Origin of the sequence: Lysinibacillus sp. FSL K6-1151 (genome assembly GCF_038630755.1) — a bacterium.
GTDB lineage: Bacteria > Bacillota > Bacilli > Bacillales_A > Planococcaceae > Lysinibacillus > Lysinibacillus fusiformis_D.
This window is the reverse complement of record NZ_CP152040.1, coordinates 2,017,489-2,038,888: the sequence shown is the minus strand read 5'-3', so window position 1 is coordinate 2,038,888 and position 21,400 is coordinate 2,017,489. Positions and strand designations below refer to the sequence as shown.

At 35.6% G+C, this 21,400-nt stretch carries 20 protein-coding genes and 2 CRISPR repeat arrays; of the genes, 3 read left to right on the top strand and 17 right to left on the bottom strand.

Annotated features, from left to right (window positions below; genetic code table 11):
* Positions 1-69: 69 nt before the first annotated feature.
* Positions 70-594, top strand: coding sequence for a hypothetical protein (locus tag MHI04_RS09750; protein ID WP_342535620.1), 525 nt, complete (start codon positions 70-72; stop codon positions 592-594).
* A gap of 116 nt (positions 595-710) precedes the next feature.
* Here MHI04_RS09750 and MHI04_RS09745 read toward each other — a convergent pair whose 3' ends face one another.
* Together MHI04_RS09745 and MHI04_RS09740 are read right to left on the bottom strand one after the other, a co-directional pair.
* Positions 711-1,010, bottom strand: a complete 300-nt coding sequence (locus MHI04_RS09745; protein WP_342535619.1) for a hypothetical protein — start codon at positions 1,008-1,010, stop codon at positions 711-713.
* A 161-nt stretch (positions 1,011-1,171) separates the two neighbouring features.
* Positions 1,172-1,375, bottom strand: coding sequence for a hypothetical protein (locus MHI04_RS09740; protein WP_170829805.1), 204 nt, complete (start codon positions 1,373-1,375; stop codon positions 1,172-1,174).
* 72 nt (positions 1,376-1,447) lie between these two features.
* Here MHI04_RS09740 and MHI04_RS09735 point away from each other — a divergent pair, with 72 nt between their 5' ends.
* Positions 1,448-1,756, top strand: coding sequence for a hypothetical protein (locus MHI04_RS09735; protein ID WP_036128940.1), 309 nt, complete (start codon positions 1,448-1,450; stop codon positions 1,754-1,756).
* On the opposite strand, the gene MHI04_RS09730 is transcribed toward MHI04_RS09735, so the two are convergent.
* From MHI04_RS09730 to MHI04_RS09720, 3 genes are read right to left on the bottom strand one after another with little or no spacing between them, the layout of a single operon-like run.
* Complete coding sequence (locus tag MHI04_RS09730) at positions 1,750-2,436, bottom strand: DUF1963 domain-containing protein (protein ID WP_036128942.1); 687 nt, start codon at positions 2,434-2,436, stop codon at positions 1,750-1,752. The genes MHI04_RS09735 and MHI04_RS09730 overlap by 7 nt on opposite strands.
* A complete protein-coding gene (locus MHI04_RS09725) occupies positions 2,426-3,001 on the bottom strand; it encodes a DNA-3-methyladenine glycosylase I (protein WP_036128944.1) in 576 nt (191 codons plus the stop codon). Before MHI04_RS09725 ends, MHI04_RS09730 begins: the two co-directional genes overlap by 11 nt.
* Positions 3,002-3,027: 26 nt before the next feature.
* Entirely contained in the window at positions 3,028-3,624 is a 597-nt protein-coding gene (locus tag MHI04_RS09720; RefSeq protein ID WP_340808873.1) for a class I SAM-dependent methyltransferase, read from the bottom strand.
* 123 nt (positions 3,625-3,747) lie between these two features.
* Between MHI04_RS09720 and aac(6') the strand changes: the two genes are divergently transcribed.
* Entirely contained in the window at positions 3,748-4,182 is a 435-nt protein-coding gene (gene aac(6') / locus MHI04_RS09715) for an aminoglycoside 6'-N-acetyltransferase (protein ID WP_342535618.1), read from the top strand.
* Between the two features lie 62 nt (positions 4,183-4,244).
* Here the strand turns inward: aac(6') and MHI04_RS09710 are convergent, their stop codons facing one another.
* The 12 genes from MHI04_RS09710 to MHI04_RS09655 all read right to left on the bottom strand — a co-directional run bounded on the left by MHI04_RS09710 (position 4,245) and on the right by MHI04_RS09655 (position 21,392).
* Positions 4,245-4,436 carry a hypothetical protein gene (locus MHI04_RS09710; RefSeq protein WP_271913153.1) on the bottom strand — a complete coding sequence of 64 codons (192 nt, stop codon included), beginning with the start codon at positions 4,434-4,436 and terminating at the stop codon, positions 4,245-4,247.
* A gap of 457 nt (positions 4,437-4,893) precedes the next feature.
* Positions 4,894-6,423, bottom strand: coding sequence for a right-handed parallel beta-helix repeat-containing protein (locus MHI04_RS09705; RefSeq protein WP_271913150.1), 1,530 nt, complete (start codon positions 6,421-6,423; stop codon positions 4,894-4,896).
* A 269-nt stretch (positions 6,424-6,692) separates the two neighbouring features.
* Positions 6,693-7,818: a CRISPR direct-repeat array (repeat unit 29 nt; unit sequence ATTTATATTCCACTTAGTTAATGTAAAAC).
* 287 nt (positions 7,819-8,105) lie between these two features.
* Complete coding sequence (cas2, locus tag MHI04_RS09700; RefSeq protein WP_009371077.1) at positions 8,106-8,369, bottom strand: CRISPR-associated endonuclease Cas2; 264 nt, start codon at positions 8,367-8,369, stop codon at positions 8,106-8,108.
* Between the two features lies 1 nt (position 8,370).
* The gene (locus MHI04_RS09695; RefSeq protein WP_342535616.1) at positions 8,371-8,619 is read right to left on the bottom strand and encodes a CRISPR-associated endonuclease Cas1; all 249 of its coding nucleotides are present in this window, start codon (positions 8,617-8,619) and stop codon (positions 8,371-8,373) included.
* 10 nt (positions 8,620-8,629) lie between these two features.
* Positions 8,630-9,358, bottom strand: coding sequence for a CRISPR-associated endonuclease Cas1 (gene cas1 / locus MHI04_RS09690; protein WP_342535615.1), 729 nt, complete (start codon positions 9,356-9,358; stop codon positions 8,630-8,632).
* Complete coding sequence (gene cas4, locus MHI04_RS09685; RefSeq protein WP_342535614.1) at positions 9,355-9,867, bottom strand: CRISPR-associated protein Cas4; 513 nt, start codon at positions 9,865-9,867, stop codon at positions 9,355-9,357. Before cas4 ends, cas1 begins: the two co-directional genes overlap by 4 nt.
* Positions 9,868-9,900: 33 nt before the next feature.
* On the bottom strand, positions 9,901-12,129 hold the full coding sequence (gene cas3, locus MHI04_RS09680; RefSeq protein WP_342535613.1) for a CRISPR-associated helicase Cas3': 2,229 nt from the start codon (positions 12,127-12,129) through the stop codon (positions 9,901-9,903).
* Positions 12,130-12,175: 46 nt separating this feature from the next.
* Positions 12,176-12,910, bottom strand: coding sequence for a type I-B CRISPR-associated protein Cas5b (gene cas5b, locus MHI04_RS09675; protein WP_342535611.1), 735 nt, complete (start codon positions 12,908-12,910; stop codon positions 12,176-12,178).
* Positions 12,911-12,922: 12 nt separating this feature from the next.
* A complete protein-coding gene (cas7i, locus tag MHI04_RS09670; RefSeq protein ID WP_036128961.1) occupies positions 12,923-13,801 on the bottom strand; it encodes a type I-B CRISPR-associated protein Cas7/Cst2/DevR in 879 nt (292 codons plus the stop codon).
* Complete coding sequence (locus MHI04_RS09665) at positions 13,794-15,497, bottom strand: Cas8a1 family CRISPR/Cas system-associated protein (protein ID WP_342535610.1); 1,704 nt, start codon at positions 15,495-15,497, stop codon at positions 13,794-13,796. Before MHI04_RS09665 ends, cas7i begins: the two co-directional genes overlap by 8 nt.
* 12 nt (positions 15,498-15,509) lie before the next feature.
* A complete protein-coding gene (gene cas6 / locus MHI04_RS09660) occupies positions 15,510-16,247 on the bottom strand; it encodes a CRISPR-associated endoribonuclease Cas6 (RefSeq protein ID WP_342535609.1) in 738 nt (245 codons plus the stop codon).
* An 864-nt stretch (positions 16,248-17,111) separates the two neighbouring features.
* Positions 17,112-20,326: a CRISPR direct-repeat array (repeat unit 28 nt; unit sequence GTTTTTCATTAACTAAGTGGAATTTAAA).
* A 109-nt stretch (positions 20,327-20,435) separates the two neighbouring features.
* Positions 20,436-21,392, bottom strand: a complete 957-nt coding sequence (locus MHI04_RS09655; RefSeq protein ID WP_342535608.1) for a hypothetical protein — start codon at positions 21,390-21,392, stop codon at positions 20,436-20,438.
* Between the last annotated feature and the right edge of the window lie 8 nt (positions 21,393-21,400).

The window sequence follows — 21,400 nt, the reverse complement described above, 5'->3', positions numbered from 1 at the left end:
TTCATAGATTATAAGTGTAAAGGTTAGCGCTACCATTACTAAAAAACTAACAAAAAGGGAGATTAAAAGATGCAAGATAGTAGATTTAGCCATTATATGAATTGGAATAAGAAAAAAGAAAAGTGCTGTGAACAGTATGTAAAATGTAATTGTCATTTACAGAAGAAATGTGAGCACAAAGTAGAAGAATGCAAGTGCAAGCATAAATATGACCAATATAAATGGGAACATAAACAGAATGGATGCAAGTGTTGGCAAAAAAATGAGCCATGTCAGCGGGAACAAAAGCATAAGCACTGCCATTGCAAAAAAGAGGAAAAATACTGTGATGAAGAAGATTATTACTACGAGGCGGAACATGCTAAAGATCACCACTGTAAAGGCTGTATTTGTCATCAATTAAAATGCCTGTCTACTGGTGCTTTCGTAGATGTTATTTTAGCAGGTGGCGGTAGCTTCGCGGGTATTTATTTTATCAGCTTAGATCCTAAAACTTGCTGTGCAACATTCTTTGAGGTAGCCGGTGCAGCCGCGTCACCACTCATCATTGATTGCCAACAAATTATCGCCATTAGAAGCGCCAATCTGGCGTAAATGTTCGAACGCCCTATTGGATACCAATTCATATACTATAAATCCTACCACTACTAGCAAATTTGATCTTCTGCCAGGTTATTTGACTCAAACCTGGCAGAATACATTTTTTTCTATTATGCATTCACAATCACTTTGACAATGGGCTCTAGTTTTCCTCTATTGACATCGCCAAGATAATCAACATCTACTACGACAGCTCGTGGCTCAAAACGTTGAATACATTCTATGAGGCGAGTTGTGTTCAGCTTCTTTATACGTTGGAAGGGTTTACGAGTTCCACACTTGATCGCATATTCTCGAAGCGGACAAGGGATCGTAAACGTTGATAAAATAAATGCTACATTTTGTAAAATACCTTCCACTCCCGTAGCATTTCCATTAACATTACTTAAAGCCGTTACTTGATGTGTCATACTATCAACCTTTCTTCTACGTTCATACAGTTTAATTGGCCTTGGAAAAAGAGCACTTTGTTATTTATGCGGGCAAATCAAAAATTATGAACATTTGTTTTTATGTACCCTCAGTTATTTTTATTCAAACAACCTCTTCGTTGATAGTTTGACAGACAAGCTTAGCGCGTAATGGCATAGTATACAACATACAACCAGCTAAAACAGCCATGGATGATTGCCCAAATAATCGAATGATGGACACTCCATGAAATCGTTATCGCTAAAACTGAACCAAAGCCAATGCCATTTTTTACGACCGTTTTATGCTCTACTCTTTTCACCTTCTTTGTTCTTTTCACCTCTCCATCTTGCCAGCGCAACATGTTTTCCTCCTATCGTCAATGATGTTTATGCATAAGCGAACAAGGGCATCCTGAAAGAAAGGATGTGATGTTATGACCATTTTCATGCTGGCTACCACCATTGTGATCCCGAGCCTTATGGTTTATCTACAGCTCAAATGGGCGATCTTTCGCCTGCTGTTCAACATAGTAGGAATCATCGCTGCCATACTTTTCAGCACGATTGCTGCTACTTCTATAACGCACATTATTCTTGAGGATGCGGTTTTTATGACAACGATTCATGCGGTTTTCTTAAACCCTCTTTTTCTATTGACAGGAGCGTATCTCGGCTTATACTTGATTAACCGAATCATCGATTGGACCGTTCGTGAAAAAGGCAAGCCCTCTTCCCTTCAGTAGAAATCGCAATAGACGCGCCAAGTCTGCGTTGTTGGATTGTAGAAAAAATAAAAATTGCCATGATCCACAATGTTCAATCGTGCCTTCGCATCCGAGGCAATTTGGAGGACAAATGGTGTATCCTCTCCAAAATCATAGCCACTCTGACAGAAGCTTGGGTAGCCACCGATTTTATGAAGCGGATAAAGGTCTTCTACGATATCCTCAAAATATTCTAGCTCCTCTTCACGCTCCAAGGTCAAAATATCTTCTTCTATTTGAAGCGGTATACCTCCCCCATCCCATACTGGATAGTCATTCGTAATAAGCTTTGGTTGGAGAGGAAATGCACGAATGCCATCATGCTGCCATTCACGCTTTACTAAACCTTCCAATGTCGTGTATGTTCTAATATGAAAATAAGGACTAAGATCATCCTCCATTAGATGATCCAAAAGACGTTCATCGACAAACAGTGTGACTAATTGAAAAGGCTTTAGCGCTGCTGGTACATAGGGTAGATCTTTTAAAAAGAAGGTAGCAAGCGGCTGATAGCCAGATGGTGGTTGTTCCTCCTCTGGTAAAGACCAGCCGACATAGCCAATCCAGCTTTCCAATAAATCATGTGTCGGTCGAATACCACCTGTTTGAAAAATCGTGGCCTGCTTTGCTAGTTGCGCACGAATATATTCAATTGTCATGCGCTAGCTCCTTCTGGCGACAGCAGCAGTCCGTTGTATGATCATTCACCATGCCAACTGCCTGCATAAAGGAATAGCAAATCGTGCTACCGATAAATTTAAAGCCGTCCTTCTTTAATTGCTTGCTCATACGATCACTAATTTCTGTCGTCACAGGTACATCTTTTATAGATGCCCATTCATTCATCAATGGCTGGTGATCAACAAATCCCCAAATATAGTCAGAGAATGAACCGTATTTTTCCTTGATTTGTAGATAGGCTTTAGCATTTGTCACCACACTAGCAATTTTTAATTTATTGCGCACGATTCGTGTGTCTTGCTGTAATGCCTGTAGCTTGTCCTCTGTATAATGTATAATTTTTTCCACATCGAATTGATCAAATGCCTCACGGTAGCCTTCACGCTTTTGTAAAATCGTCCACCAGCTTAGCCCTGCCTGTGCTCCCTCTAGACAAAGCATTTCAAATAAATGCTGATCATCATAGACTGGCACTCCCCACTCCTTGTCATGGTATGCCACATACAAAGGCTCATCTAACTTGACCCAATCACATCTTTTCATTTTATTCCCTCCATTTTATGTATCTCTTACTTAATGGCTGTCATACAGAGCCACCCTTTACTCGACTTTTCCGTAACATAGACTGTTTGAAAACCTGTACGTTCTAATAATTGCTTCATAGCAGCTGGTGTTTGATAAGCTTCCATATGGTAATTCATTTTATATAGCTCTGCTATAATAATAAATTTTCCTCCGTTTTTCAGCACCCGCCATACTTCCTTGACATCTTGTTCTAATGATGGCCAAAAATAATGTGTTTGAAAGGCTGTAATGGCATCAAAAAATTGATCCTCGTAAGGGATGCTTGTCACACTCGCCTCTTTAACCACTACTTTGCCACTGGCGACATGTGCTTCATTCAGCTTGATGGATTCCTTCACTGCCTGCTCAGAAATATCTATACCATAGATTATACCATTTGGATTCAAATTGGATAGATTTTGAAGCGTTTTTCCGCCCCCGCATCCAATGTCTAACACACAATCCCCATCATTGATGGCGCCTTGCCGAATGAGCCATGCATACATACCTCGATGGGCAATATTCATTATCCGTAGCATCCATGAGCCAATCCAGCCATTAGGTTTTTTCGCTTGTTCAATTAACGTTTGTAAGAGTGACATTCAGTAGATTCCCCCTTTTTCAGTACTGGTGTTAAAATAGAAAATGTAACATTAGTGGAAGCTCTTACTAGTTTGTACGTGCTAAAAATCGTTTCGTTTCATTTTTTTCCAGGGGGGGATTGTATGATCAAGCAAGCAACACAACCGGATGCTCTAGCAACAGCCACATTAGCCTTACTGCTTTGGCCCAATCATTCACTAGAGGCATTTGCCGAACAGATGGCTCAGCTCTTAAAGGAAGACAACGCCGCTATTTTTCTAGCCTATGACCAGGCTAAAGCCATTGGATTTGCTCAATGCCAATTGCGAACGGATTATGTAGAAGGTACTAACTCTAGCCCTGTAGGTTATTTAGAAGGTCTTTTCGTCATGGCAGATTATCGACAGCAAGGCTATGCAAGACAGCTTGTAGCGCACTGTGAGCAATGGGCAAAGAACAAAGGCTGTCAAGAGTTTGCTAGTGACTGTGAATGGCATAATGAAGAAAGTTTACGCGTCCATCTACAACTCGGTTTTACAGAAGCCAATCGCATTATCTGCTTCACAAAAAAATTATAAAAATGGCTGACAAAAAAATCACAGGTGCTTTGTGTAGCTCACCTGTGATTTTTCGATACTTTTTAGTTTAGATATGTATTGTTGGAAATATTTCGTTCGCGCTCATCTATGATTAAATGGATCATTAATGCGAGTTGTTGTTCGATTCGCATATTGTTTAAATGTAAGATATCAGCAATCACATTCTTTTGCTTTTCTGCTAACTCAACCCCCTCTAGCAGCAACATAATTTCTTCTTTTGTCAGCCCAAACATACACATATCACCCCAATATCTCTGTCATTTTATTATTGTAAAATCATTACACACATTTCTCAAATAACGTATAATTATCTTATCACATGAACCATTTTTACTAATTATAGGATAAAACATCGTAAATAATCAATCTCTTATCGATTATTACTTAATAATTTTTTTACATTTTATTTATACTTTATTATTTTTATCATAACTTTTACAAGGAATTGTATAGCTTTTCCATTAAAATATTCAAAATATTACAGAAATCGCAGGATGACATCTATTCTATTATAAAAATAATCATGCATTTTGTCGAATTATCGTGTTCTTTTGCACAAACTCAAGGTTTTTCAACTGTGCAAACATATTCCTTTACCCACTTTTCACATGAATAAAACCTATTTTCTCCATTCCATAAAAAAAGTAATTTCAAAATTGAAACTACTTATCTTATTTGTATAATCGGCTTTTATATTATTTTTTTAATATCATGTTTCGGGATTTCTATCTTATGGTCTTTCATCACCTGCATACCCTCAATTGAGGAAACCTTGGACGCTGCATCCTTTTGCCATGTCCCTGTATGAACTTGCCCTTGCACAAATAATTGACTATTTTCCTGGACCACAGCTGGAGCCTTTACTGCATGAATATCCGTATGACGTATCTCCATTAATGATTTATTGGACAATGCTAAAAATGGTCGGGCTGCCTCATCCACCGTACAATGTTCAATACGTCCCATTGATTGATCTGACCAAATCATGGCATAAGGACTTTCTTGACCGTCTTTAAAATAGCTATGGGCTACTTCAAAAATGGCATCAATACAAGTAATGCCATTTCCTTGCATTTGTTCAAAGGTACAATACTGTGTAAACAAACGGGCATTGTTTATATAGATGTGATGGCTTTGCAGCTCTCGAATCATTGTATGTTGCATCATAATCTTGGCATGATCATTGCCATAAATACCACCCGATTGTCCAAATTGAATGGTAGATTGACGAAGCTGAAGTCCACTGGCATCCACAATGATATGGAATTGCTGATGATTTTGAATTTGACATTCCGTCAACGAAACATCTGCTTCGTCGACAATCGCTACACCCACAGCCATGCCATTTCGGATGTGGCATTTACGAAATTCTACCTGGCTATTTTCAATCAGAATCTGTGCCTTCACATGTCGATAAAATTGACAATCATATAACTTCGCTTCCGTTTTTTCACCAAGGTAAAGACCGTGACCTTGCCCATCTGAAAAGATTGAATCGGCGATCATTAGCTCACTGCGGTGGACAACCATATTCGTATCGAGATGCTCTTTTATTTCACAGCCATCCATCCGCAAAGTCGTGCCATCAAATAGCTGAATTCCTACCCCTTGCCCCTGATGAACCAGACAATTCGTCATAGCCATTTCACTCGCTGCTGCAATAATTTGTGCCTTGGCATGCCCATGAATCTCACAGTCCTCCAGCACCAGCTTCACATGACGAATGGCAAAAATACCATGCTTTTTCCCCTCCAGCAGCAGACAATTCGTCAACGTCAGCTCACAATTTTGGGCAATGATTTGGGCCTTCACATGATGCTCAAATGTCGTGTCAACGAGGATCACACTTGAACCATTTGCCACCCGTAGCCCAAAATGATTTAGCGATGTCGCCAGCACAGCACAATTTTTCATCAGCAAACTACCATAGCTCACCATCATCTGTGTCCGAATCAATTGCTCCTCAATAATACAGTTTTCTAACTGTAAATCCCCTTTGATATATAGCCCCTGCCCTTGCCGAAACCGTAAATTCCGCATATCCACATGGGTTTGATAGCGAATAAAAACGCCACCCTTGATGGTCACATTCCCAACCCCATACAACGTCAGCCGCTTGGAAATATCCAAGCTCTCCTCATAAATCCCATCCCGAATCTCAATCATATCGCCAGGCATTGCCTCTTCAATTGCCTGCCCGATACTTTGATACCGATGCATAATACTCCTCTTCACCACAAGTACAGCCATTTGCACACTCCTTAGCCTAAAAAATGATCGTACCCTATTTATATACCGAACATGCTTAGGGTTATTCAATTTTGTGCAAAATTGCTGCAATATGCATGCATTCACATGAAAGGTTTGACATTTTAATGAATGTGTACGGTTTTGGGGAATAAAAAATGAACAGCGATTGTAGGCGCTGTTCATTTTTATAGGGTAAGGATATTTTAGTTTTAATAACTAATCAACTTCTATAGACCTTCAATTTTATTCCACTTAGTTAGTGTAAAACGTTTACAGGCAAACGGCTACACCGAGCAAATTCGTGATTTATATTCCACTTAGTTAATGTAAAACGGGCACATCAAACCACGAATCTAGTACAAATACAGGATTTATATTCCACTTAGTTAATGTAAAACGACCAACAATCGGTAGATCTAACGTGTAGTCTTGAACATTTATATTCCACTTAGTTAATGTAAAACATCGAATTAGCGATTTGCTGTGCTTTTGAAATTAAATTTATATTCCACTTAGTTAATGTAAAACAAACATAAAGAAATTTTGCAAATCAGATAGTTGTTATTTATATTCCACTTAGTTAATGTAAAACAGTTTTGTTTGGTGTAGTTAGTGATCCTACAACAACATTTATATTCCACTTAGTTAATGTAAAACCTTTCTCAAAGCCATATTTATTTCGTTTTTTCTTTATTTATATTCCACTTAGTTAATGTAAAACTTCCCTTCTCGTTCAACTGACTTAGGAACATAATCATTTATATTCCACTTAGTTAATGTAAAACGGGCGGCAGCACCAACAGGCTACCAGGAGAGCAAATTTATATTCCACTTAGTTAATGTAAAACGTGAAAAAAATGCCACAATGTTACACAGCAAAAAAATTTATATTCCACTTAGTTAATGTAAAACTATCTTGCAAGGTAGTCTCATCCATACTACGTCCTAATTTATATTCCACTTAGTTAATGTAAAACCAGTACAACAGCATTATCAAGGAGATTTTAGCTAAATTTATATTCCACTTAGTTAATGTAAAACGGTAATCCTAATGTCGGGTGCTCATTTTTGACATCGATTTATATTCCACTTAGTTAATGTAAAACAATGTCCTTGAAGCTGATACCACACTCTAGGAGTAGATTTATATTCCACTTAGTTAATGTAAAACGTCGTACTTACGATTTACCAGACATCGAGATTAGCTATTTATATTCCACTTAGTTAATGTAAAACTCCTTGTGTGACAATAAACACGTCATTTTCCAACATATTTATATTCCACTTAGTTAATGTAAAACCTTTTTACTCCACCTTGTCATATTAACGATTTTAAATTTATATTCCACTTAGTTAATGTAAAACCCTCCTTTATCATACTCAAAAAAGCCTTATTTTTCAACGCTTTAACAGGTTGTGCGTTGTGATCAATATGGTATATTTGCAGTCAATCTGTAATTCAAAAATTTGTCTTTGCAATCAAAGTGCCTTAAAGCTAGATATGATATGCTTGGAAGGGATATTATGTTGTAAAATGGTTCACTGCAATCTACAAAAAAGAGAGAATTTGTTGTATTGAAATTGGATGAAGCACCTTGAATGCAATCGATTCTCTCTTTATTTGACCAATCATTTGATAATATAATAGTTGACTATAGAAACATGCTCTCAAAATCTTTCTCGACCCCATACACAGTTTTTTTCATGTTTTTTGGATTGGCAATTCGGTAAACATAAATCGAATCAATATTCGGATTAGCCTTTGTTGCTAATTCAGCTAGGCATTGTTTTAAAAGTCCTTCTGTAATTTCTCCTTCAAATAAGGAGTTTTGTGTCCACGTTAAATATTTTTTCAATACTTTATGGACTTTCCCTACTCGTTTTACATCCACATCATACGCAATCAGCACATACATGTTACCACCACGCTTTCAATGCTTTATAATCTTCATCACCAATCAGATGTTTAATTAATTTATAACATTCTAGACGAATTAAAAATCGGTAAGAGGTTTGTCTGTTTAATTTTCGATGTTTAATGGTTGTGCTCATTCGTTTTTCGAACTCAGCAATAAAAATTTTACGTCCTGTTTCGTTTAATAAGCAAATATGTTCTTCGATATATTCAAAATGTTCCGCACGAATCATCTTTTTGTTAATTAACATAAAAATTAAATTATCCATTAACAACGGCTTGAAGATTTCTGCAATAATCCAGTGATAGGGAAAATCTTCGTGAGCCTGGTTCATGTAAATAACTAATTGTTGGGTTTAATTGCGTTTTGTACATTTCAGATAATACAGCTGTATACATTAAACTATTGCCAAATGAAATAAGTGCATTAATTGGATTTGTAGGCGGACGCTTTTCCCTCTTTGAAAATTGAAAATCAGGATTTTTAATAATTGCATTAAAGCATTGATAGTAAGTAAAGCGAATTTTCCCCTCAATGCCCATTAAGGTTCGTATATCCGTAGCATCTGCAACTTGTTTCTTTAGTTGCGTTATTTCATCGATGAATGGCTCTACCTCATCTTTGTAGCGACGAATATTGCGTAACATATGATGAATAGCACTATAGACAAATTGTTGTGCAATATACAACCTTTTATTCAAATCAAGTACATGAGCTGCTTGCTGGACATCAACAAAGCCCGCCACTTTTTTTCGTCTAGGTGTGTAACTACCTGAATAGTAGCCGTAGTAATTATAAAAATGGATATTCACATCTTTTTGATTCATCAAATTAAAAAAAGAGGTGTTAAAGTCCATTTCCGCAAATACATGTAGATTTTCTGTATTTTCTATTGGTAATGTTTTTTTCGTACCATCTTCGAATACTAAATAAATAGTAGAATCTTTTCTTTGGATCCTTCCGTTATTAAATAAATATACATTTCTCATTCCTCTTCACCTACCCAGCAAAATGAATAGTAAGCACATTTTGTACAATATCTTAATTTTTTCTTCTTAGGAGGCTTGTCTAGCTGAATAATTTGTTGGATTTGGGCTAACCATTTAGGGATGGCCTCTCTATCCTCTTCCGTTAATTCAATTTCATCAACACGTTTTTCTTTTGGATAATGTATTTTGCCTTTTCGATATATCCCCATTTGCTCAAGTACGAATAAATAATATAGAATCTGCGCCTTATCACCCTGTCCCATTTTACTACTAGATTTCACTTCTCCTACATAATGCTTGTCCATCATATCAATGCGAATTAAATTTTCTATCAAAACTTCTTTTGACTTTTGGCGTTGATAGGACGTATCGTGCAATACTTTCCCTTGTTGTACGTTATCGTCCTCATCCTCAAAGCCAAGTTGATGTGAATGTAACCATAGCTTGCGCTCGCATACTTTCAAATATTGGACTTGCAAACCGGTTGCCTTTAAATCGTCCCATTGCATATGCTTTCACCCCTTGTATGGTATTTTCCATAATTAATGAAAGAAGGCATCTACATCATTTGCAAAAATTAAGCCGAATTCCTCTGTATATTGATAGGTCACAACTGGATATTCTGTATAGCGATCAACTCTAATTGTTGAAGTAACCTCTCCATTTTTTCGTTTTCTTGCATTATCATATGCCCAAGTTGCGATAGGCACTGTAAATTTTTGCAATTCAATTAACAAATTAATCTTCGTCTGCCATGCTAATCTTTTAGATAATTCATTCTTTATATTCTCTATTTCGAATTCATTTTCCCTATAAATGCCATATGGTATCACCAATTGATTTTGAATATCTCTTAAAGTTGGCTTATTCTCCTTTTGATAAGGTAATAAATCCTCATACCAAGCTAATGTTTCATCGAATGTTTGAATATATTCGCACTCTGCTCCTAAAGCTTCTCTACTATACACTTGCTCCACAATCTCCATTTTAATTTTCTCATCCATTAGCTGATTGTTATATTGCAGTAGCACTTCCTTGGATTTAGAAAAAATTGTAAAATCAACAACAGATTTTTTGTTGTTTGCAATACCTGATGGCAATGGATCGCCTGTAAAAACGTAAATATTCGGTATGTTTTTTACATAATCTCGCGTTCGATAAATACGCCCCATCCGTTGAAATAAACCTGATGCCTCCGAAAGCTCAGTAAATAAAATATCAAAATCAATATCAACGCTTGCCTCTACTAACTGTGTTGTAATCCATATTCCCGTTTTTAGGCAATCTTTGTTTCCTAATGCTAAAATCGCATCTTCCTTTTCTTGACGGTGCTTGCTAATAAAACGGCTGTGCAAAAGAGAAGCCTTAATCCCTGTTTCTTCAAATTCTTTATATAATTGCTGTGCTTTCGTCACCGTATTTACAATGATTAATACCTTTTGTTCCAGTGGATGCTTTAAAATTTCTTCTAGCGTTAAATCCTTTTCAACGATTTGCATAAAATGACGCTGAATCGGCTGATTATTGCCATTGAATTTTAAAAATGGGTCTTCTCGTTTTTCAAACGGCACTTCCAATCGTTTTAACGCTTCTATGAAAAGTGGTGGTAATGTGGCAGTCATAATTAAAAACTTACCGCCTATATCCGTAATATGCTTCAACCCTAATACGATAAAGGCAGCTAATCTTGCGCTGTACATTTGAATTTCATCAATGATAATTTTGCTATAGGCTAATGTGGCAAGTTTCATTTCAAAGCCTGGATATAACCCGACAAAATCAATAATTTGATCGATCGTTGTTACTGTAAGCGGCATAGATAGATTTTTCGCATGTGTGATCGTTATTAAATCAAGGTCTTGCTCATCCACACGTTTGACATATTCAGCATGCATATCACTATGAAGTAATCCTGTATTCTGCTTGTTGCAGCCAATTTCATTAATTAATCGGTCATAAATCGCATTGATGGACACTTTTAATGGCAATGTAAAAATGCCTTTGTCATCACCCAGCCACCAAAGTGCAGCTTCTGTTTTCCCAATACCTGTTGACGCAATGACTACATGATTATCTTGTTGTCGAGCATATAGATAGTCTTGTAACTTATTCCGAGCGCGATTTTTATCACTAAAATATCTTTCCATCTTTTGTGGCAAATCATCAGGAGGAATTTCAACTTCATAATTTCCACTTGCTGCATAATCCAACTTATTTAATAAGCCCTTTATTCGGACGAATCGATAAAGATGCTCACGGTTTCTAAGAAATTTTCGATCGGTAAATTTTCGATAATCAAATTTAGGTTCCTCACGAATATTAAAATCACCATTTAATAGTGGCACATATTTTTGTAAATCCTTTTTAATCTCATCACCACTCTCGTACATATTTTGCTCTGCCCGTTCGTGGTGATAATAAACAGCTAAAATTAATATCTTAGCATCCTCTTTACCATATTGGGTGATTAGATTTTTAATCGGCATAAATGCACAACTTAAGTAATTGTGAGGAATTTCATCTATTTCAGGAAATAAATCAACTATATGCTCTTCCATTGTGCGTACTTTATTCTGAAATTTGGTATTTGCCTTCCCTAAATCGTGGTACTTCACCGCTTGTAATAAAATGTCCCAATCTTTCTTTGACAAGGCATTTGGATAAATTTCACGAAATGTTTCCCATCTATTAATTAAATGGTTCGTATGCTCAATAATCGTTTGTGCGGCGGATGTTTTTGTTGCAGATTTTGCTAGTAGCTTTTCAAACATCTACTAACCTCCTTATAAAAAAAAGAATGGAGAACATTCCCCACTCTTATACTAAAAATACGGTATAGCCATCTTTATCGAAAAGCACTTTTTCATATGCAGCAAGATAGTTAGTCGAAGAAGCTGGTACATGGGAAACAACCACTTTTTCCCACTGACGAATGTGCTTTCCTTTAGCAATTTCTAATAATTTATAAGTTTTATTTAAACGATAGGATGTACCGACTTTTCCATAAATATCACTCTTGGTCATCGATTGCGGAATAAAAATATCAAAATTAACTTCCTTGTCTTCTTCCATTTCTTGAATCTCTATTTCTACTTCCTTCACCACATTAATCTGTAATAAATCCTCGCGTCTACCAAGTGATAAATATTCAGCAGGTGATTTTAGTGCGTCGATAATGATTGGAATGTATTGCTTGTCCTCTGGTACAATATGCAATACTAGTTCGACATCTACTAATAGCTCTGTTGTGGAAACACCCCGTATAATCCCATGTGCTTTTCCATCTGATAACTCCACTTTCAACTGATGGCGGCCTTGCTCATACGAACTACCAGCAAACTCATAGCGCGTCCATAAATCATTGACCTTTGCATGATATTTCCCCTGAATACTCACCTGCATTGGCACATAACTTGTAAAGCCACATGCCGCATGCACCATGCCAATAACAGTCGAGTACGGGGGCAGTGGATATGATTCCTTTAATTGAAAACTCGTAGGCTTTTTGTAGTTCACTAGGTTCTGATAAGCCTCAATCCGAATCCCCTTCATATGTTCACCTGCTTACTTATAATAGTCTGATACAGCCTGCTCTAACTGCGCGAAGAAGTCTGCCATTGGTTTGGCTTGTAAACTTTGCTCAATTTCCTCGTCGTTAGCTAATAATCCTTTGACTAAGCCAACATGTGTATGTTGTTGAATATGTGAATCCAATGCTAAAATTCCCTCAACCGTTGCAACGGCAAGCTTATTATTTTGAAGCTTTAACCGATTTTCGAAAAATGGATTTTTTAAATCATAGACACCACCGATCGCAAAAATTGGCGCTAAATTCTCTCGACGCCCTTTTATATCGCGATATAAAAATTTTAATGTACGTAATAAAGAAATAACACGCTCAGCACGTTTCTCTAATGGAATTTCGATTTGATCGTTTGTATCAATCCCAATCTTATCTAAATCCACCGTCAGTGTGTAAGCATAAAAGGATTTATGAATTTCACTTTGTGCAATATTTCCACCTCTTAATTCCTCATTAGCCGTTGCACTTTTATGGCGGTCAAACAACCCTTTATTCGTTAAAAATTCTAAATCTGTATTATAACTTTCCAATGCGACAGCATTGGATAAGCGTACCACGGCAGCACGAGTTTTCGTTGGCTTTACCGTTTTCATATAGCCGAACAAATCAATTTCAGGATAATCTGCGATTGTTGCCTCTGGGTGAAATTGAATAACGGAGCCATCCATACCCAATGGCGTATGATTGATATCCATTTGATCGACAATGTTATAACGCAATGCTTGACGTGAAATATACGTATACACTTCATGATCTCCGCGGGAAATTTTTTTCAAAGAAGCAACGTTCCCAACACCCTCACCATAGTTGGCACTTTCTGCTTCAACTATCATACTGACTGTTAATCCTTTTTTATTCATTTACTTGCTCCTCCTTTGCCATATCCTCTTTTTCGAAATCTTTTCCATTTAATCCTATTAAAAATGCGTAGCCAATTGTTTGGAATTTTTCAATATCACTTAGTGTTGTTGTGAAAAATATGGGTATACCTAATTTTTCATGGCGTTTGTAGCTATACGCCTGTACAATTGTTTCCATAAATTTATTAGGATTTTTTACTTTTAACGCATTTAACAAACGGTGCGAAATAGCATTTAATTTTGTTTCTTGACCTCGATATACTTTTCTTAATTCGTAGCCGCTAATCCGAATACTTCTTAACTCTTTATCTGTCATATAATGTGAACCTCCCTTTAACCCATGATTTGAAATTTTCAGAATTTTGTAGATAGAAAAAGTATCCGCATATTTATCATCGATTACTAAACGTATTAAACGATAGAGTAAATCACTAAAACGCTGTCCATTATAAAAACGTCGAATAACTTCTTGATAGAGGCTTATATAGTCTCCTTTTTCCTTAACAAATTTCCCCGTCAAGTAATGGAAGTCATTCCGGCTATCATATAGCTGCTGTGCTTTGTCACAGGATAACATATTGAATGTATAAGGTCTGGATTCATTATTTTTGTCATATTTAACAATCTGGATATTATCAATTTCTACATTCTTCTTGTTTTCTGCGTGTTGATACATTTCATTGATAATTTTTGAATAGGCCATTTCCTCCAGCTTATCGCGTGTGTATTCTTCTCCTCTATCATTGCGCAACTGGATTTTATTGTAAGCTAATAACTCGACAATGGATTGATTGCTATTGATAAAGAGACCTATCCCATTTTTCAATGTGAAACCTAATGGTAGACAACTATACACAATATTACAGATTGGACAAATAAATAAATTGCGCTGATGATTCCAATAATGTGAGGACTTTCTTGCCCCATCAACCCCTAAATTTTGTACCCAAGTAAGATCAAATGCCTCTGAGATAGACTTCATTTTATTGTCACAGCACGCACATGCTAATTTATTTTTTTCGTACTTTTTTTCATCTTTCTTTGACGTTAGAAAATCTTGAGCAGGTTTGATGAAGTAATTAAAATATTCATCATAGAGATCCTTTTTACTCGCATTGCTATTTAGAAAGGAAACATTGGACCAAAAACTTTGAATAACTTGATATGTAAGGACACGTGGGATGATAAATCGCTTTGCATCCTTATGCTTTAAATGCTCGACAATTTGTAGTAATGCGTCCACAGCATCTACAATTTGCGGCTGTATTTGTTCCAAGGTTTCTTTTTTCCTCTGTGTTACCTTTTTTAAACTTTTCGCAGCCTCTAAAAAATCAAATGGAATCGCAGACAGAAATGGATAGACATTCTTATAACTATTCGATGACAACCAGTACTTCACTTTTTCAATATGGGCATTGAGCCGTTCTAATTTTTTTTCATCTCCAATGTCAGTTTTCGCTCTTAATAAAAATTCAACAATATTAGGATTAGTCATTTTATAGTAATTTGTTTCATGTCCATATTGAGCAGATAAATAGGCAAAATAATGTTCTTCAAAGTTCGCTAAATTGCTTTCTGGAAAACTAATAGTCTGATGATCGCTCTTACTATACTCTAGTTTTGCATAGTCAAATACACGGCAAAGTCCCAAAATACTTGCATTGTAAATTGTTTCATCTAACTGTAGTTCAATCATTCACTTCACCTCCTATTCATTCACCATTTCAATACAGCCTAGCATTTGTGATCTTCTAAAACCAATACCCGTCTGCGTTAATAAAGCTAAATCTTCTGGATGTCCTCCTAGTACAAAACTTCCCTCAAAACCATTCAAATAAAGAATTCCTTTTTCATTTAAATTTTTAAACTTGTCATGCTTTAACTGCACAACTTTTTTATGCATCATGACTGGTGTAAAAACAAGTGGCTGATGTAATGTTCGCCCAGCAACAGATTTTAGGCATTCATTCGCCGCATAATTCAATTCCTTCTCGTAATTAGGATCATCAATATTTAAATATTGATTGTTTTTATCTTTAATAATGATGGTGCTGTTTGTTTTAAATAGAGCTTGAGATTTTGTAGGCAATTTTTCAGATAAAAATTTAACATGCTTAATGTGTACGGTGTATGACTTATATTGCATTTGCTGATGCTCAAGTAAGCCATTATAAAGTGTTATCATAAAATTTATATCAGAAGAAGAAATGGTCATACGAATGTCTTGATGGATGATAAATTCATCACCTTCTAGCGTATAACCATTTAAATAAATCGCTCCTGTGAAAGGACGCATCGCCTTGTTAGCTTGATGTTCCTCAAAGCTATACAAACTTTCCTTTAATTCTGGATTGAACGAAGATAGTCCAGCTTTAACTATACTTCCTGCTAAAAAGTGATAATGCTTAGGTATTTTCTCCGCTTCAACAATGATTTGCAATCTCATTTTGTTCACCTCCCTTTTTTTCGCAGCTCAATACTAGATACCGTAAATTTTAGGTGGTTTATCCAAAAATAAACTTATTTTTATACTAATCTATTTTTCGCTACTTATCAACAATTTTTGACAATTAAATAGGGCTAATGTTTATCTTTTGAGTTTATGTCTATTTATTTCCTTGGCTACTTTTGATAAGGTAGAAAAATCTTATTTAACTAAGTAGAATGCAAATATATAGTTTCAAATATTATTTAATTTGTTTGAAACTATATCATTTTATATTGACTAGGTGAAAATTCACTTACCTCAAATCTTAACTTTCTTTTAAAAAGACCGCAAAAGAGCCTACTTGAGACTAATTCGAGTAGGTTTTTTACTTAGCTGATTAAGATTAGTGATTCTAACTAAACTTCATTTAACTTCCTGTTCCCTCTTCAACTACATCTAATAAAAAACTCACAGTAACTAGTAGCAACCAAGAGCCTATATCCCTCCCCAAATATGAAATTCACATTGAAGGGTAAAAGCACTAAGTATACGCCGATTTCTCATGATGGGGAGGTAACACGAGTAAGGCAAATTTATAAAGCATGAAAATATTTAACGTAGATACAAAACTCCCTATGAGCATGTGCTCGTCATGAACTATTACTTGAATGGAACGGATTCTCCCCTCTTTATATAAAATTGCAGTGAATCATTTTACAACATTAAATCCCTTCAAAGCTTACCATGCCTAGCGTTGAGGCACTTGAATGACAAAGGAAAATTTCTGGACTACCGATTGACTGCAAAAAATGATATTGGTCGCAACATACAACCCGATAAAGCGTTGAAAAATAAGGTTTTTTTGATTATGATTAAGGTGGGGTTTTTCATTAACTAAGTGGAATTTAAATGGTATTTCATCAGCTGGAGCACTCCGGGTATTTCGTTTTTCATTAACTAAGTGGAATTTAAATCTGTACAAGACTTATGTACAAACGTATCGAACTCAGTTTTTCATTAACTAAGTGGAATTTAAATGGTATTTCATCAGCTGGAGCACTCCTGGTATTTCAGTTTTTCATTAACTAAGTGGAATTTAAATCAAAGTTGTCTGGGCGTAGCTCCGTATGCTCCCACGTTTTTCATTAACTAAGTGGAATTTAAATCCTATTCAGGTATTTGGTCTAAGAAATGATTCTCAAGTTTTTCATTAACTAAGTGGAATTTAAATAAAACAACATTGAATTTATCAGCACCACCACAGTAAGTTTTTCATTAACTAAGTGGAATTTAAATTTTCTAACAACACAGTTACTTCATCTACAAATTTTTGGTTTTTCATTAACTAAGTGGAATTTAAATACGAGAATAAACATTTCCTTTCACATCAACGTAATAAGTTTTTCATTAACTAAGTGGAATTTAAATTAAAGAAAGTGAGTGCTGAGGACGATGTACAAACCGTTTTTCATTAACTAAGTGGAATTTAAATAATACATATTGGGGTGGTACATACTACAGTTTTAAGGTTTTTCATTAACTAAGTGGAATTTAAATATTGATATGGCAGGTGGTAATACATTGGCGAATTATGTTTTTCATTAACTAAGTGGAATTTAAATAGAGGATACCAGGGCTTTTTTATCCTTTCGAGTCCTTGTTTTTCATTAACTAAGTGGAATTTAAATTGATGGGACGAGTTGCAAGTAGCTTAGGAGTGCTACGTTTTTCATTAACTAAGTGGAATTTAAATTAAGAACGGCTTCATATTGTTGCCAGCGACCATCATGTTTTTCATTAACTAAGTGGAATTTAAATTAATGAAGCAAAAAGGCGTAATTGACGAGCAATATCGTTTTTCATTAACTAAGTGGAATTTAAATTAACACGTTTGCGGTTTACGTCTAATCCCGTTCCCCGTTTTTCATTAACTAAGTGGAATTTAAATCTTGCTCAATTTGATTCATTGAAGATGCTGCATTAGTTTTTCATTAACTAAGTGGAATTTAAATCAGTAATTCTTCGAAAGATGCTTGGAACTCTGTTTCGTTTTTCATTAACTAAGTGGAATTTAAATAGAATTATCAGGTGTCGTTGCAGGATTAGCAGCAGGGGTTTTCATTAACTAAGTGGAATTTAAATATTGATTCACTGGACTGCATAATATCTAAAGAAGCGGGTTTTCATTAACTAAGTGGAATTTAAATGTCATCGCATCTGTTCATGCATTTGATACTGAGGCGTTTTTCATTAACTAAGTGGAATTTAAATTGATCCATTCGTGATCATTGGTATCCAATGCGAAATCGTTTTTCATTAACTAAGTGGAATTTAAATTGTTTACGTCTTCATAATCGATAGATACTTTAGCTTCGTTTTTCATTAACTAAGTGGAATTTAAATTCTGCATAACATTTCTTTATGACGCTGTGTCGTAAGTTTTTCATTAACTAAGTGGAATTTAAATGTAATAGTCAGAGAACGTTCATCCAAGGGAACATCCGTTTTTCATTAACTAAGTGGAATTTAAATTGATGAAGTCTTTCGCTTCACCATATGAGTCGCCTGTTTTTCATTAACTAAGTGGAATTTAAATGGTATTTCATCAGCTGGAGCACTCCTGGTATTTCATGTTTTTCATTAACTAAGTGGAATTTAAATATTTTTTAATAATATTTCATGTCAACATCATCATCATCGTTTTTCATTAACTAAGTGGAATTTAAATCTTGAAACAGTCGAATAGAAAGTCCATGAGTGACCGGTTTTTCATTAACTAAGTGGAATTTAAATTTTGAACTTTCTAGACTCCACGGTTATCTTACAAAGGTTTTTCATTAACTAAGTGGAATTTAAATCATTTCCATCCTGATTTATTTCATCAACATCTTTATAGTTTTTCATTAACTAAGTGGAATTTAAATAGTAATTAAAGCGTTTATTATTTAGGCGTTGCAATGCGTTTTTCATTAACTAAGTGGAATTTAAATCAGCTAGCATACCTTCAGTTAGAACTACTAAATCTTGTTTTTCATTAACTAAGTGGAATTTAAATCAATATCCACAGTGCCCGTTAATGCTATCGCTCAACGTTTTTCATTAACTAAGTGGAATTTAAAGAAAACAGTATTCTGAAAGTGAAGCAACACAGTTAGAGTTTTTCATTAACTAAGTGGAATTTAAAGTTTGGTACTTCTGTTTTTCTTTAACTACGAACATAGGTTTTTCATTAACTAAGTGGAATTTAAAGGAAACAAAAGCAGATATAGAAATATGGAAGTCTTTGTTTTTCATTAACTAAGTGGAATTTAAAGTCCTCTTTAGAACGTGGATAGTAATCGTATTTTGCCGTTTTTCATTAACTAAGTGGAATTTAAAGACGACAGCGCAACACGTTAATTGACTGATGAAAAGTGTTTTTCATTAACTAAGTGGAATTTAAAGATACTTTGCCAAGCTAAACGCTGCGTTTCAACATCAGTTTTTCATTAACTAAGTGGAATTTAAAGTTCATGACTTGCTTCTGGATACGCACTTTTACCATCGGTTTTTCATTAACTAAGTGGAATTTAAAGAGAAAAATTTGTTGTGTTAATGTTAAACACTAAAAAGTTTTTCATTAACTAAGTGGAATTTAAAGATGTAAAAACCGCGATTGTCACCGATGTTAGTTGTAGCGTTTTTCATTAACTAAGTGGAATTTAAATATGAGAATGTTTTAGATTAGCATTGATGATAACCGGTTTTTCATTAACTAAGTGGATTTTAAATTAGGCTGTCCCAGATGAATAACCTGCTAAACGGAAAGTTTTTCATTAACTAAGTGGAATTTAAATCAAGGATTTGAAAATGATAACAGGGCATGGCAAAAAGGTTTTTCATTAACTAAGTGGATTTTAAATATGGATATTGTGCGAAGTGCTATAGTACGAGCTTCGTTTTTCATTAACTAAGTGGATTTTAAATAAAGAAACGAGTCTTTTCTTTAAATATTTGAATCACAGTTTTTCATTAACTAAGTGGGTTTTAAATCAGAATAGGATAGGAAGATATTGTCCAACTGACGACATTTTTTATTACCTAAGCGGAATTTAAATCCTTAAAATTTTTTAAATCCTTAAAATTTATTGTATAAATAAAATTCCCTGTAAAAAAAACCAACAATAACCGAATTTCCTCGATCATTGCTGGTTCTTAAAATTTGCTTTATTTTTTTCGTTTCACAAAAACAAAGGCGAAAATAGCTGCTAGCACGACTAGGATGGCAATCATCCATACTGTATTTGAGTTGGATGTTGTGTCATCTGCTGCGGCTGTTTGTTGTTCTTTTGGCGTGGCATTCGCTGACTGCACTTCTTTGGCGTCCTCTTTTGCTACTTGTGCGGAGCTAATTTGCACATATTGTAGAGTAGCTTCATTCGAGGCTGCTGCTTCGTGTTCATGGCTGTCGCCGTGCCCTTCGGCATGATCCCCGTGACTTTCTTCTTGACCACCGTCATGACCATGATGATGATCTCCTGCTGTTGTGAAAATAGAGCGTTCCAGTTGTTGACCTACCCAGCTTTTGGCATCTGTTGAATCAGCAAAGATGCGCGGGTGTCCTGACAGCATGTATGTTTTACCACCAATGATGAGCCCTGTTTCGTCACCTGTTACGACATCTTCAATAGTACCTGTTGGTCCTTCTGCAAAGCCGCCCATTTGAATAAGCGTATGACCACCCATATCAAATGTTAGGTTCTCTGTTAAGAACGCAATGTACTCCTCTTTTGTCATGGTTGCATCTGGATTCGCTAGTTCTAGTTTATGATGAAAAAGGGCAGTATTAATTTCTTTGTACGTAAGGTCCCCCTCTAAGGAAGAAACGTAATCCTCTTTTTGTGCTGCTTGTGCTAGCTCATCTACAGTCGATCCTGCTAGGCCAAAGAAGCCACCTACCCAGCCTGCAAAATCCTTGCGTGATAAGTTGTCTGTTGGGTTTAAGGCCATATCTTTGCCATTGTACCCAAGAAGCCCAATACTGTGTAATACCATAATGTCCTGAATATTGGAGGCTGTTTCAGGGACATCTGTGAATAGTGTACTTTTATCCATCGTATGGGCATAGGCAACTGGTGCCATGAATAAAGTACTCATTAATAATAAAAGTAAATATTTTCTCAAAATGATTC

What these genes read in the sequence shown, in the direction of transcription:
- MHI04_RS09750 (WP_342535620.1), top strand. Translation starts at nt 70, where the DNA reads ATGCAAGATAGTAGATTTAGCCATTATATGAATTGGAATAAGAAAAAA.
- MHI04_RS09745 (WP_342535619.1), bottom strand. Translation starts at nt 1,010, where the DNA reads ATGACACATCAAGTAACGGCTTTAAGTAATGTTAATGGAAATGCTACG.
- MHI04_RS09740 (WP_170829805.1), bottom strand. Translation starts at nt 1,375, where the DNA reads ATGTTGCGCTGGCAAGATGGAGAGGTGAAAAGAACAAAGAAGGTGAAA.
- MHI04_RS09735 (WP_036128940.1), top strand. Translation starts at nt 1,448, where the DNA reads ATGACCATTTTCATGCTGGCTACCACCATTGTGATCCCGAGCCTTATG.
- MHI04_RS09730 (WP_036128942.1), bottom strand. Translation starts at nt 2,436, where the DNA reads ATGACAATTGAATATATTCGTGCGCAACTAGCAAAGCAGGCCACGATT.
- MHI04_RS09725 (WP_036128944.1), bottom strand. Translation starts at nt 3,001, where the DNA reads ATGAAAAGATGTGATTGGGTCAAGTTAGATGAGCCTTTGTATGTGGCA.
- MHI04_RS09720 (WP_340808873.1), bottom strand. Translation starts at nt 3,624, where the DNA reads ATGTCACTCTTACAAACGTTAATTGAACAAGCGAAAAAACCTAATGGC.
- MHI04_RS09710 (WP_271913153.1), bottom strand. Translation starts at nt 4,436, where the DNA reads ATGTTTGGGCTGACAAAAGAAGAAATTATGTTGCTGCTAGAGGGGGTT.
- MHI04_RS09705 (WP_271913150.1), bottom strand. Translation starts at nt 6,423, where the DNA reads ATGCATCGGTATCAAAGTATCGGGCAGGCAATTGAAGAGGCAATGCCT.
- cas2 (WP_009371077.1), bottom strand. Translation starts at nt 8,369, where the DNA reads ATGTATGTGCTGATTGCGTATGATGTGGATGTAAAACGAGTAGGGAAA.
- MHI04_RS09695 (WP_342535616.1), bottom strand. Translation starts at nt 8,619, where the DNA reads ATGTTAATTAACAAAAAGATGATTCGTGCGGAACATTTTGAATATATC.
- cas1 (WP_342535615.1), bottom strand. Translation starts at nt 9,358, where the DNA reads ATGAGAAATGTATATTTATTTAATAACGGAAGGATCCAAAGAAAAGAT.
- cas4 (WP_342535614.1), bottom strand. Translation starts at nt 9,867, where the DNA reads ATGCAATGGGACGATTTAAAGGCAACCGGTTTGCAAGTCCAATATTTG.
- cas3 (WP_342535613.1), bottom strand. Translation starts at nt 12,129, where the DNA reads ATGTTTGAAAAGCTACTAGCAAAATCTGCAACAAAAACATCCGCCGCA.
- cas5b (WP_342535611.1), bottom strand. Translation starts at nt 12,910, where the DNA reads ATGAAGGGGATTCGGATTGAGGCTTATCAGAACCTAGTGAACTACAAA.
- cas7i (WP_036128961.1), bottom strand. Translation starts at nt 13,801, where the DNA reads ATGAATAAAAAAGGATTAACAGTCAGTATGATAGTTGAAGCAGAAAGT.
- MHI04_RS09665 (WP_342535610.1), bottom strand. Translation starts at nt 15,497, where the DNA reads ATGATTGAACTACAGTTAGATGAAACAATTTACAATGCAAGTATTTTG.
- cas6 (WP_342535609.1), bottom strand. Translation starts at nt 16,247, where the DNA reads ATGAGATTGCAAATCATTGTTGAAGCGGAGAAAATACCTAAGCATTAT.